We start from the raw sequence: 13327 nt of genomic DNA, 5'->3' as shown, positions 1-13327 counted from the left end.
GGGCTCTGTGAGCCAGCGTGTCCGGATCCGGACTCGCAGAAGCCAGCTACAGCGGAACCAGTAGGCCGGGTGAAACCTGGCGGTAAGCCTGATGCGTGGGGGGCCTGGCACGCTGAAGCGTGAACTCCAACGGTGAATCAGAGGGCTGGTGTGGAGGATTTATCCGACCCGATCGGGGACTTTTCCCGGAATGAAAACCGGTCGGATAAATCCTCCACACCAACTTGCAACCGACACGTTCCAACCCGTTGGAGTTCAACCTTTAGGTTGTGGGCCCAAGAGGTGGGCTTATTCCACCACATTCCAACCAGTAGGCCAGGTGAAACCTGGCGGTAAGCCTGATGCGTGGGGGCCTGACACGCTGAAGCGTGAACTCCAACGGTGAATCAGAGGGCCGAGTGGCGCTGGCGTGGAGGATTCATCCGACTGACCGGGGATTTCTCTGCGAATGAAAACCGGTCGGATAAATCCTCCACACCAACTTGCAACCGACACGTTCCAACCCGTTGGAGTTCAACCTTTAGGTTGTGGGCCTGGCACGCTGAAGCGTGAACTCCAACGGTGCATCAGAGGGCCGAGTGGCGCTGGTGTGGAGGATTTATCCGACTGACCCGGGATTCCTCTGCGAATGAAAACCGGTCGGATAAATCCTCCACACCAACTTGCAACCGACACGTTCCAACCCGTTGGAGTTCAACCTTTAGGTTGTGGGCCCAAGAGGTGGGCTTATTCCACCACCTTCCAACCAGTAGGCCAGGTGAAACCTGGCGGATAGCCTGATGCGTGGGGGGCCTGACACGCTGAAGCGTGAACTCCAACGGGTTGGGGCTGGTCTATTAATGATGGCTGGAGACGAGCAGGGGCGGATCGACGACGGTGTCGCTGTCGGTGACACGACGTGTCGTGGGGGCTTCACTCGCGGGCTCAACCGCGTGCTGCCGCTGAAGTTCTGCGATCACCTGCTGAATTTGCGGCTCCAAGTCGGCCAGACGAAGACTGAGCTCTGAAATTCGCTCATGGATCCCAACCCCATCGGCTTCGGCAACCACGTGCAACGTTCCAATGTTAATGGGCTTGGCGGCCGGACCAACAGCGACCACCAAGGGCCAACGAATCTGTAGCTGATTGTCGCGATCCGGCATCCGCACGGCAGACCAACTCGCATGATAGCCTTCGCCCAGCCAGGAGAGATTCAAGTCGATACTGACTTTGGCAAAGTCATGAACTTGGGCAAAATCGACCAACGGTTGCCAGACCCTTCCCCACTGGCCACTGCCCTGCAGTGGAACGCATCGGTGGTTCTTTTCAATCAGCGATTGCTGGGGCGTGATGAAAAACGAGCGAGTCATGTGGCTGGCTTTCATCATCACCAACTGACACTCCGCATGCCCAAACGATCGCGTCACGACCAAAAACGCGCCGGCGAGCACAATGCCCAAAAGTGCCAACCAAGGCATATCAAAGTGTGCCGATGCCACGGCCAACACTGTGGTCAACGTGCACAGCAGGGCGACGATGAACAACATGCCGACATGCCCATATTTCTTTTGCAACAAATGGTGCAAGTGGGCACGATCGGTCGCATAAATACTGCGCCCGGTCAGCCAACGTCGGGCAATCGCCGCGGCGGAATCGAACAATGGAATCGCCAGGATCGCGATCGGTGCCGACGCCAACAACGTTGACCCCTTCACACTGCCCCAGACCGATAACACGCCGATCAACAGTCCGATCACCATGCTGCCCGCATCGCCGAGGAAAATGCTGGCGGGAGGCTTATTGAAACAGAGGAAGCCGATCAAGCTGCCGGCCAAACAGAATGCAAAAACGCATCCCATCGGCGTGCCGTACTCCCAACTCAATACCGCTAGCCCCAAACTGATGAAGCAACCGGTGGTTGTCGCAACTCCGTCGGCACCATCGATCAAATTCAATGCATTGACGGCGATTAGTAACCACAACACGGTGACAGGAAATGCCAGCGAACCCAATTGCACTTCAAAACCCAGCAGGCCGACTTTTTCGACCAGGGTACCGCTGCCGACCAATGCGGAGATGATCAGGATTTGTAGCAACAGCTTCTGCCGGCCGCGCATCACCCAAGCGTCATCAACCAGTCCAACAACCAACATCGCAAACGCCGCGGCAACCAATCCGTACCAGCGAAGGCTCATAAAGCCCAAATCAAAGTTGCCGTAGTAGCGATCGTACAAAATTGTACAGGCGAAACCGAGCAACAGCGACGCCAGCACAGCGCCCCCCCCCCCCAAGGCGATCGGCGATTCGTGCAGTTTCCGGTCGGCGTCAGGGCGATCCACCATCCCGACTCGGCGAGCCGCAAAACGGACCAACGGTACAAACACCAACGCAGCGGCTACTGAACACAGGAGAGAAACGAGTGTCAACCAAATCATTGGTGGTCTATCACGCGGCTAGTTGATCGGAACGTCAGGGTGACTTCGCGACTCGTTCTTTTGGGGGAAACCACGAGCCGACTAACTCTACCTGACGAAAATACACGCTCTCAGTCTAAAAGCCAGATGCAACGGCAGAATGGGTTGATTTGAGATTTTAGGTATTCTTTGCGACGGTTAGAGGGGTCCGCGGCCCTAAAAACCCCTCTTCCGAGCTATTTTCGGCGGTTTCAGTCGTGTCCCCTAAACGCCATAGAACCCGCACAGCTGGTCTTTTCGTCAGTTTTGGTTAAATCCCAACGACCGTTACGGCGATAAAGACACCTAGGACGTTCGGCCCGCAAATGCAGAACGTCCCACGAGCCTGTCCAGATTTCGAATTCCGCCAGCAGCCAAGGGGGGCCAAATGGCGATTCGTTCCATAAGTGCGGCCCGCGCACACGAACAAAACCCGACTCCGTCGGGACTGACCAATCAATCTCCGTCGCAACCGGCTAACGACCGGCGCCGACGTTCGCAGCGATCAAAAGCTCGGCGTCGTCGTTTGCAATCGTTTGTCATGTTGAGTGCGGCGGCAGCGATGCTGGCCGGCTCGACAGGATGTTCGATGCTGTCCAACGCCACCCGGCAGATCAAAGACGCGCACTGCTTGGACGATTTCATGATCGCCCACCGCAACAAAGTGCTCGCCGCGAAAGCCTGGTACCGCGAGAAAGACTGTCATTGCAACCAAGCCCATTTGGCTGAGTTCAAGGCAGGCTTCATGCAAGGCTATGCCGACGTTGCAAATGGTTCCAACGGTTGCGTCCCGCTAACCGCTCCCAGCGAATACTGGGGTTGGCGCTATCAATCACCCGATGGCCAAGCCGCTGTGAATGCCTGGTTTGCTGGGTACCCGTTGGGTGCCAAAGCAGCGGAACAGGACGGCGTTGGCAACTGGGGAATGATCCGTCCAATGGGACGGCATCAATACAACCCGGCCACTGCCGAGGCACCGGCGATGATGCCAATGCCGATGGGTGGCGAAGTGATTTACGGGCCCGACGGCACGCCAATCGGAACCGAAACCATCGTCCCTGGATCCGAACGAATCGTACCGAATTTCGATTCGCCGGAAATCATGGAAATGGAATACACACCGTCCAGCGAATTGCTTGAGCCCGCGATGCCCACCGGCACCGAGGAACTGCTCAACAGCCCCGGCGTGGCAGATGAAGCGTCGTTGTTTGTTCCGACATCCGAGTTCGATACGTCACCCGAGGGTGGCTATGAATCGCTGCCGTCGAGCAACAACTCGGTGCAACTCACATTGCCTGAAAATGGTGGTGTGACAAAAAGCCTGTCGAGTGCAGACACGTTGGTGCCGCAACACACGGCCCAGTCGTACTCACTAAACGATCTTGGTGAAGACCAAGGCGACGATGATGCCATTCCTTTCAAGTTTGAATAGCATCCGACCAGCATGGCTCGGCCAATGCCAGTGGACGCTTTTCCCCACGCAAAAAAAACCTTTAGTGACGAGTTCAGGGATGAATAACAGTATTTCAAACTCGAGCCGCGACCATCGTGTCCAAGCTTCGAGCAGCCCTTTGGAATCCCTTCGCTCGGGAATTTTGCGATGGGGCTGCAAAACGATCGCGGGGATCGCGATTGCCGGATCAATGACCGGTTGTTCCGCGCTGACACAACCGATCGAAGGCGTACCGGCAGCCCGGTTGCCGCAAGACTTTTTCGCGAAGCCGAAAAATGACTTGGTACCAGTCGACATTTCACAACTTTCGCTGGAACCCCCACGCGAATACTTGATCGGCCCCGATGACATTTTGGGTGTTTACATCGAAGGCGTGTTGCCATTCAACCCGCCGAACCAACCTCCTGAACCGCCACCGGTGAACTTCCCCGACGCGGAAAGCGTGTTGCCGCCGTCGATCGGATACCCGATCGCCGTTCAAGAAGACGGATCATTGGCACTGCCATTGGTCGAGCCATTGAACGTGGATGGGCTAACGTTGGACCAGGTGCGCGATGCAATCCGCGACACATACATCGACAACGACATCCTGCGTCCGGAAAAAGCCCGACCGATTGTCACCATCATCAAGGAACGTACGATCGACGTGATCGTGATCCGCGAGGATGGTGGCGGGACCGGCGGCTTGACCACCCAAAACCTCGGTTCGCAATTTATCCGGGGCGGTAGCGATCGCAGCGGCAGCGGCGGCCTAGTCAAACTCAAGGCATACCAGAACGACATCCTGCATGCTCTGGTCGAAACCGGTGGTCTGCCCGGCTTGAACGCCAAGAACCAAGTTAAAGTGCTGCGAGCGAGCAAGGCAAATCAGAAAGCCCGCGAGGACTTCCTGGCTCGGTTCCGTGCTCAGCGACGTGCTGCGATGCTGGACCCCTGTGCCTGCCTGCCGCAACTACCCGAAGATCCGACCGTGCTTCGCATCCCACTGCGTCTGCCGCCAGGTGAATCTCCCAACCTGACATCGGAAGACGTCACGTTGAAGGAAGGCGACATCGTGTATATCGAATCGCGAGAAACCGAGGTCTTCTATACCGGTGGACTGCTGCCCGGTGGAGAATTCCCGCTGCCACGTGACTATGACCTGGACGTGCTCGGTGCGATGGCCTTGGCCGGAACCGGTGTCTACGGTCGAGTCGGTGGAGGATCGATGGGCGGACTTGGTGGAAATGTCGCCACGATCCCTCCAGGCAAGTTGTTTATCCTGCGAAAAACAGACTGTGGCGGCCAAATTGCAATCGAAATCGACTTGACCAAAGCGATCAACGACCCGCGATCAAGGCCTCTGGTGCAAGCCGGCGACACACTGATCTTGCAATACAAGTGTGAAGAGGAACTGCTGAACTTCGGTCTGGGAACCTTCTTCACCTACGGCATCCGCGAGCTGCTAAACAACTAGCCGCAAGCAAACGGCAACCGGCCTCTGACAGGCCGGACCGAGCTGACAGAGTATCAACAAAGAAAAAACGCCGCGGAAGTTTGCTTCCGCGGCGTTTTTTTATGGAGTACGCCAAGTAGGGCTCGAACCTACGACCGTCTGATTAAGAGTCAGATGCTCTACCAACTGAGCTATTGGCGCGAATACCGTGTGCCTTGATTCTCATCACTTGCCACCGGTAAGCAGAAAGATATCGCGAAGCTTTGGTTCGCACAAGCCAGACCCAACGCAAGTAGACCAGCTGCAACCTTTGAACCTACGCATTTGCGTGGGAGATCGGTTTTTCCTAACCCGACGCGCGAGTTTTGAAGCCAGCGCTAATCAGCCTTTTCAACTCAAATGACTCGGCAAATTGACGCTTCGATCTCTTCACTCTCCCTTGCGAGAGTCGGCCTCTCGGGGGCCGGAGAGGGGCGCGCCGAGAACCCTCTCCGGCTGCTTAGACGTCCGACTCGCCCGCGCGGCGGGAAAGTGAATCACGAAAGCGCTGGCTTCAAAACGCGTGAGCGAGGGATCTCGTTAACACCCTAAATCCCTCGCTCACTCTTAGGGTTACCATCAAAGCGCAACGTCAAAACTCACTCGCCGGGTTGTGATTTTCCCGCGCACGCTAATGCAGTGTCGTAGCTGGGCCCGCCAAGGGTTCAGTCGGTCTGAATCCTGACCGAGTCAGCTGCGGGGAAATCTCGCCAGCTAAGAAACGCAACTTCAAAGCGTTGATCAAGGTGCGGCGTGATTCGCGCCAGGTTGCACCTGGCCTACTGCGGCAGGGCGTGTAGCATGCCTTGGGCTTTGGCCCAGGTTTCGGCTTCTTCGTCGACGGGATTGCTACGCGCGGTGATGCCGCCTCCCACCGGAATTTGCCAACGACCAGCGGTGGCGGTGATCGTGCGAATCAGAATGTTGAAGTCGGCGAACCCGCCACAGCCGATGTAACCCATCGATCCACAATACGGCCCGCGCGGATTCGGTTCGAGTTCGGCGATCGTCTTCATCGCTTCGATTTTGGGTGCCCCGGTCACACTGCCGCCGGGAAAGCAGGCCCGCAGCAGATCCACGGCATCACAATCCGCCCGTAAATCGCCTTCGACCACGGATACCAAGTGCTGGACAAATTGGTAGCGTTCGATTTCACACAATTGGCTGACGACCACCGATTCGTCTTGGCACACGCGTGACAGATCATTGCGCATCAGATCAACAATCATGATGTTTTCGGCGCGATCTTTGTCGCTGCCCAACAGATGGTCGGCTAGCCGACCATCTGCGACGGCATCTCCGGTTCGTGGCACGGTGCCTTTGATCGGTCGGGTTTCGACATGTCGCTGGCGTAGCCGCAGGAATCCCTCCGGCGAGGAACTCAGGACCTGGAATGCCCCGCCGTCGTAATAGCCTGCGTAGGGCGCCGGGTTGGCACGACGAAGCCGCAAGTACAACGCGTCTGATTCGATGGTCGCAGCGGTTGTTAATCGCTGTGCCAAGTTGACTTGGAACGAATCGCCACAGCGAATTCGCCGCACAATGTCGGCAACCGCATTGCGATAATCTTGGCTGGAAAAATTGCTGCAAAGCGAACTGGTTTGGACCGCCATACGTTTGCCCCGACTGGACTGCAAATCACTTTCAGCAGTTTCAGGTTCGTGAATCTCAGCCGCCAGCAGTCGCCGCACCTGTTCAGCTCTGAGCGCGGCCCTTTCGCCCCGCTGCAGCGGTGAACATGGCTGGCGACCGGTGATTTCATCGCCGCTGAATCCTTGGCAAATCAACCAGGCTTGGTCTGTAAAATGATCGATCGCGATGACAAAATCATAAACCCCCAGCGAAACGGCGGGCGTGGGCAGGTCATCGTTCTGGTGATCGGCACAACGCGCCAACTCATGAGGTTCCAACCAGCGTGCCGCTTCGTACCCGACCACCCCAGCCAAACCGCCCTGAAACGGAGGTAATGCGGGATCAAACGTCGCAGGCAAGCGTTTGGCCCACCGGGCGAGTTCGCCCCACGGGTCCGCTTGATTCGCAAACACATCGCACCGCAACACCGGATCGGCGGACAAAAATGAATAACGCGACAGTCGGCGAACGACCGGATCAAAATCTTGATTCAAACCGTCGTCCAGCGCCGCCGTTGCCGAATCAAACCAAATTCGCCCCGGCATCGATCTCAATGCTCGAAAGACTGCGGGCGCGCCGCTGACTCCGTCCGGATCACTGGGCAATTCCAGTGAAACCACAATCGGCAACGCATTCAGAGTTTGCGAATTCACCAGGGCAAACGTTCAATCGGGAGGAGGGCGCCGGCACCATTGCCAGGTCAGGGTGAGTGGTGCGTCAAAGCCAACCTTTACGGCTGACCTGTGTACGAAGGACTTTGACGCAGCACTAGCTTGACCGCCAGACCAAGGTGACTCAACCGCAAAACCAGCGACCGCCGCATGCTTTACCTGGCGCCGTGAATCAATGATGATCCAGTGCCCCCACACAGTCCCCAACCAGCGAGCTAAATCGATTGCGAGAGTCACTGACCTTTCTGAAGGAGTTCATCAAACACCCCACCAAAGTCGGCGCGGTCGCGCCCAGCAGTGTGGGCTTGGTCAATGCCATGGTCGATTGGTTCGACTGGGACCGCGTTCGCAATGTCGTGGAATTCGGACCAGGAACCGGGGTGTTTACCGAAGCCATCGTGGAGCGTCTGCACCCCGAGGCAACATTTTTTGCAATCGAACGCAGCCCGCAGATGGCCGAATTGGCTCGCCGGCGCTGCCCGTCGGCCACCATCTACGAAGACAGCGCAACAAATCTGAATGCGTTGTGCGACCAGCAGGGCATCCAGTCGATTGACGCCGTGATCTGCGGGCTGCCTTGGGCTTCGTTTCCCGAATCGCTGCAAGCGGAAATCATGGAGACGATGATCGACAGGATGAGCGACCAGGCACAATTTGCCACGTTTGCCTATTGGCAGGGCGTGGTGCTTCCGGCCGGACGTCGATTTTCACGCCGATTGAAATCTAGCTTTCACACCGTCGGGCGCAGCCACACTGTCTGGAGCAACGTGCCACCGGCATTTGTGTATCGCTGCGTCAAATCATCCTGACGCATTTCAGTGCGGGAGTGGATCTTGTTAAAGATCCTGTCGTACGAGCAGGATCAATAACAATGATCCACTACCTCAATCATCTGATCGACGCCCTCAAAGGCCAGCGACGGCAAATTCCATCAGAAACCACGTTGCAGGCCGGCGGTGATGTCCAAATCCAGCTCGGCGAACTGACCTCGCTTGATTTTCTCCAACGCGATCGCTCCCATCACCGCGTTGTCGGTGCACCATTTCATGGGTGCGATCACCAGACCAAATCCCTGCTTGTCGGCGGCAACCTGCAGCGCGTCACGGAGCACCGGATTGGCCGCCACACCACCACCGACAATCAAATGTTGGGCGTGGTATTCGTCGACCGCACGCGCCGATTTGGCCACTAGCACGTCGACCACCGCAGCTTGGAACGATGCACAAACATCGGCTTTGGTTTGGTCGTCGATCTGGAGCTGTGAAAAATCCTTCACCCCAGGCTCGGCGATGCTGTAGCGAACCGCGGTTTTCAGCCCACTGAAACTGAACCGATAGCTACGATCGTGCAACATCGATCGGGGATAATCGAAGGCGGTCGGATCGCCGGAGACGGCCAGACGGGAAACCGCCGGGCCACCGGGAAATCCCAAGCTGAGCATCGCACCAACTTTGTCGAACGCTTCACCGGCTGCGTCGTCGATCGTGCCGCCCAAATACTGCAAATCCAGCGGCGACGTGCAGTGATACAGGCTGGTGTGCCCGCCACTGACGACCAATCCGACGCAGGGATAGACCGAATAGTCGACCGATAATTGACAGGCATACAGATGAGCGTGCAAATGGTTGACGGAAACCAGCGGCTTTTTCCAAGCCACCGCCAAGGTTTTGGCGGCCACGACCCCCACCAAGAGCGAGCCTGCCAATCCAGGACGATCGGCCACCGCGATCGCATCCAACTGCTCGCCGGTCACGTCGGCTTGGCGTAATGCCGTGTCAATCACCGGCAAAATCCGCTCCACATGGGCACGCGCAGCCACTTCCGGAACGACACCGCCAAATTTTTCGTGCAGGGATTCCTGCGTCGCCACGCACTCCCCCAACACGCTGCCGGTATCGGAAATCACCGCCGCAGCGGTCTCATCACAAGTCGATTCAATAGTTAAGATCGTCATCATTGCAAGCTTAATACGGATCAGCCCTTGACACCAATGGGGATGGCCCGATACTTGCACGCTTCCCAAAAGGCAAACTACGGAAATTAGCCCGAAAACAAGACTCAATGCCAACCATTAATCAGCTCGTCCGCAAGCGACGTAAATTAAAACGACGTCAGAGTAAATCCCCTGTTCTGGAGAAATGTCCCCAGAAGCAAGGTGTCTGTCTTCAAGTTCGAACCATGACGCCCAAAAAGCCCAACTCGGCTTTGAGAAAAATCTCGCGGGTGAAGTTGAGCAATGGCAAGGAAGTAACGGTTTACATTCCTGGTGAAGGCCACAACCTGCAGGAGCACTCGATCGTGCTCGTTCGCGGTGGTCGTATCCGTGACTTGCCAGGTGTTCGTTATCAAGTCGTTCGCGGCAGCCGTGACGCACTGGGCGTCGAAGGCCGTAAACGATCCCGCAGCCGTTATGGGGCCAAGAAGTAACGACGCGCCAATCGCGTCGACTTCATTGTCCACCGCAACTTAAACACTCGAGAATTTAGAAAGTCTGAAATGGGACGGATTACATCCAGTAAAAAGCAGATGAAGGGCGACCCTCGCCACGATTCCATGCTTGCCAGCAAGTTCATCAATTGCCTTATGCTAGACGGCAAGAAAACCGTCGCCCAAAAGGTGTTCTACGACGCGCTTGGTGAAATCGAACGCCGCGGCGAATCCGACGGCCAAGAGCCGATCGAAGTTTTTGAGCAAGCGATCGAGAACATCAAACCGTACATCGAAGTTCGCAGCAAGCGAGTCGGTGGTGCCAGCTACCAAGTTCCGATGCAAGTCAATCGCGCTCGTCAACAAAGCTTGGCGATTCGCTGGTTGCTGGAAGCGGTTCGTGACAAAAAAGGCCGCCCGATGCACTTGAAATTGGCCGATGAAATCATGGCCGGATTCAAGAAAGAAGGTGTCGCCTACACCAAGCGTGAAAACACGCACCGCATGGCAGACGCCAACAAAGCATTCGCACACTTTGCATGGTGATCGGGTCGCCCGATTTTCCACCTCGGTGCGTTTGGCACGACTAAAAAACTACGAAACCGCGAGACGGCTCCCCCAAGCCGTGCTCGCGTTTTTTTATTGCAATCGCTAAAAACAATTTGCTCCGGCAGCTGCGCCGGAGACATCGATTTTCTCTCCCATTCGATCCATCATGTCCGCTGACATCTCTCTCCTGCGCAACATCGGAATCATTGCTCACATCGACGCCGGAAAGACGACGGTCACCGAGCGAATGCTGTTCCTAAGCGGTGCAAAACACCGTGTCGGGCGTGTCGACCACGGAACCACCGACACCGACGATGACCCAGAGGAACAAGAACGCGGGATCACGATTTTTAGTGCCTGTGTGAAATTCAATTGGGGCAAGTACAACATCAACTTGCTCGACACCCCTGGGCACGTTGATTTCACCGCCGAAGTCGAACGCTGCCTGCGAGTGCTGGACGGTGCGGTCACCGTTTTTTCCGCACGCGAGGGTGTCGAAGCGCAAAGCGAAACGGTCTGGCGGCAAGCCGATCGATACAACGTTCCCCGAATCGTGTTCATCAACAAGATGGATCGCGAAGGCGCTGATTTTGAATCGGTGTTCAACGACATCGGCCCGCGCCTGGGCGGACGCCCCGTCGCCGTGGAATTGCCGGTCGGTCAAGGTCCGACCCATGTCAGCGATCCGTTTCGCGGCGTGATTGATTTGGTTGAAATGAAATTTTTGCAGTTCAATCCAGAAACCGAAGGCAAAGAGATCAACGAGACCGATGTGCCGGCGGAACTATTGGACGACGCACTGCTGTGGCGCGAACAGCTGTTGGAAGCCGTTTGCGAACTTGATGACGATGCGATGGCCTTGGTGATGGAAGACCAGGAAATCCCTGTCGAATTGATCCGCAGTGCACTTCGCAAGGGCTGTATCGAACAGACAATCCAACCCGTTCTATGCGGATCGGCGCTGCACGGAATCGGCGTGCAACCGTTGATGACCGCCGTCGGTGACTACCTGCCCAGTCCACTCGACCGACCACCCGTTGAGGGATTCAACCCCCGAAAAACAGACCAACAACTCAGCCGTGGCCCCGATACAAACGAGCCGTTTAGCGCGTTGGTGTTTAAAATCCTGCCCGCAAAGACCGGCGACAATTACTGGATTCGGATCTACAGCGGTAAACTCAGCCAAAACTCGCGGGTCTACTGTCCCAACCGAGACAAGAAAGAAAACATCGCTCAGTTGTGGCAGATCCATGCCTCCAAGAAAGAGCGTGACGGGCAAACAGAAACGCTGGCCGCAGGTGACATTTGTTGTGTGATCGGACCTCGGTTTGCGATCACCGGTGACACGTTGTGCGATTCCAAAGAGCAAATCGAATTGCCCAGCATCACATTCGCCGACACCGTGCTTTCGATGGCTATCGAACCGGAGAACACCGGTGATCGCAAAAAGTTAGAAGACACTTTGGACATGCTCCGCCGCCAGGATCCGACTTTCCGTGCGGTAGACAACGAGGAATTGGGGCAAACTCTGATCAGCGGCATGGGTGAATTGCATCTGGAAGTGATCCAACACCGGCTGACCCGCGATTTTGGTTTGAACGTCAAATTCTACAAGCCGCGCGTCAACTATCGCGAAACGATCGGTGGATCGGCAGAAGTCGTCGGCGTCTGCAATCGCCAGATCGGAGCGACACAAATGTTCGCGCGGCTGAGCGTTCGTGTTAGCCCACTCGAGGACACCTCGGCGGCCCCCCTCGTCTTTGATCGCTTGCCTGCCGATACCCCACTGCCCGGCGATATTCGCCACGCTGCCATCCAAGAATTGCGCGACCGAGCCGAAGGCGGCGGCGTGCTAGCGGGGTTCCCACTCTCGGGAATCAAACTGGAAGCGTTTGATGTTGAAGTCCATGAAGAGGGCAGTGATGAAATTGCCTTCCGTATCGCCGCGGGTGACGCATTTGACAAAGCACTCGAAAAAGCGGGACCGGTACTATTGGAACCGATCATGAAGGTCGAACTGACCACACCCGATGACTACATGGGCGAATTGGTCGGCGACCTGCAACAGCGTCGCGCCTTGATCGCCGCCACGGAAACGCGCGGTGCAATGACGGTCATCACCGCTCACGCACCACTGAAAGAACTGTTCGGCTATTCCAGTGCCGTCCGCAGCCTCAGCCAAGGCCGTGCCGGAAGCAGCATGGAACCCCTAGGCTACCAACCGGCCCCCAAAGAAGATGCCGACGCGTTTCACTACTAACCAGTAGGCCAGGTGAAACCTGGCGGGAAGCTGATGCGTCGGCCTGACACGCTAAAGCGTGAACTCCACGGTGAATCAGAGGGCCGAGTGGCGCTGGTGTGGAGGATTTATCCGACTGAACTGGGGGATTTCTCTGCGAATGAAAACCCGTCGGATAAATCCTCCACACCAACTTGTGCCCCGACACGCTCCAACCCGTTGGAGTTAAACCTTTACGTTGTGGCCCCAGAGGTGCGCTTATTCCACCACAATCGAACCAGTAGGCCAGGTGAAACCTGGCGGAAAGCCTGATACGTCGGCCTGGCACGCCAAAGCGTGAACTCCAACGGTGAATCAGAGGGCCGAGTGGCGCTGGTGTGGAGGATTTATCCGACTGAACTGGGGATTTCTCTGCGAATGAAAACCCGTCGGATAAATCCTCCACACCAA

At 56.5% G+C, this 13327-nt stretch carries 9 protein-coding genes and 1 tRNA gene; 6 read left to right on the top strand and 4 right to left on the bottom strand.

Going from position 1 to position 13327, the window contains the following annotated elements:
* Positions 1-836: 836 nt before the first annotated feature.
* Complete coding sequence (locus tag NHH03_RS16865) at positions 837-2414, bottom strand: glycosyltransferase family 4 protein (RefSeq protein WP_253158158.1); 1578 nt, start codon at positions 2412-2414, stop codon at positions 837-839.
* A gap of 607 nt (positions 2415-3021) precedes the next feature.
* Here NHH03_RS16865 and NHH03_RS16860 point away from each other — a divergent pair.
* Both NHH03_RS16860 and NHH03_RS16855 read left to right on the top strand, forming a co-directional pair.
* Positions 3022-3864, top strand: a complete 843-nt coding sequence (locus NHH03_RS16860; protein ID WP_253158157.1) for a hypothetical protein — start codon at positions 3022-3024, stop codon at positions 3862-3864.
* A 211-nt stretch (positions 3865-4075) separates the two neighbouring features.
* On the top strand, positions 4076-5341 hold the full coding sequence (locus NHH03_RS16855; RefSeq protein ID WP_253158194.1) for a polysaccharide biosynthesis/export family protein: 1266 nt from the start codon (positions 4076-4078) through the stop codon (positions 5339-5341).
* A 107-nt stretch (positions 5342-5448) separates the two neighbouring features.
* On the opposite strand, the gene NHH03_RS16850 is transcribed toward NHH03_RS16855, so the two are convergent.
* Together NHH03_RS16850 and NHH03_RS16845 are read right to left on the bottom strand one after the other, a co-directional pair.
* Positions 5449-5521: transfer RNA gene (locus NHH03_RS16850), tRNA-Lys, on the bottom strand.
* Between the two features lie 617 nt (positions 5522-6138).
* Positions 6139-7644 carry an anthranilate synthase component I family protein gene (locus tag NHH03_RS16845; RefSeq protein WP_253158156.1) on the bottom strand — a complete coding sequence of 502 codons (1506 nt, stop codon included), beginning with the start codon at positions 7642-7644 and terminating at the stop codon, positions 6139-6141.
* A gap of 242 nt (positions 7645-7886) precedes the next feature.
* Between NHH03_RS16845 and NHH03_RS16840 the strand changes: the two genes are divergently transcribed.
* Positions 7887-8471, top strand: a complete 585-nt coding sequence (locus NHH03_RS16840; RefSeq protein ID WP_253158155.1) for a class I SAM-dependent methyltransferase — start codon at positions 7887-7889, stop codon at positions 8469-8471.
* 122 nt (positions 8472-8593) lie between these two features.
* On the opposite strand, the gene tsaD is transcribed toward NHH03_RS16840, so the two are convergent.
* On the bottom strand, positions 8594-9616 hold the full coding sequence (gene tsaD / locus NHH03_RS16835) for a tRNA (adenosine(37)-N6)-threonylcarbamoyltransferase complex transferase subunit TsaD (RefSeq protein ID WP_253158193.1): 1023 nt from the start codon (positions 9614-9616) through the stop codon (positions 8594-8596).
* 107 nt (positions 9617-9723) lie between these two features.
* Here tsaD and rpsL point away from each other — a divergent pair, with 107 nt between their 5' ends.
* From rpsL to fusA, 3 genes are all read left to right on the top strand, one after another.
* A complete protein-coding gene (gene rpsL, locus NHH03_RS16830; RefSeq protein ID WP_253158154.1) occupies positions 9724-10089 on the top strand; it encodes a 30S ribosomal protein S12 in 366 nt (121 codons plus the stop codon).
* 69 nt (positions 10090-10158) lie between these two features.
* Complete coding sequence (rpsG, locus tag NHH03_RS16825; protein ID WP_253158153.1) at positions 10159-10635, top strand: 30S ribosomal protein S7; 477 nt, start codon at positions 10159-10161, stop codon at positions 10633-10635.
* 169 nt (positions 10636-10804) lie between these two features.
* Entirely contained in the window at positions 10805-12898 is a 2094-nt protein-coding gene (gene fusA / locus NHH03_RS16820) for an elongation factor G (RefSeq protein ID WP_253158152.1), read from the top strand.
* Positions 12899-13327 lie beyond the last annotated feature (429 nt).

Source organism: Stieleria tagensis, assembly GCF_024129865.1.
Lineage (GTDB): Bacteria > Planctomycetota > Planctomycetia > Pirellulales > Pirellulaceae > Stieleria > Stieleria tagensis.
The sequence above is the reverse complement of the archived record's forward strand: the minus strand, read 5'-3'. Positions and strand labels throughout refer to the sequence as shown.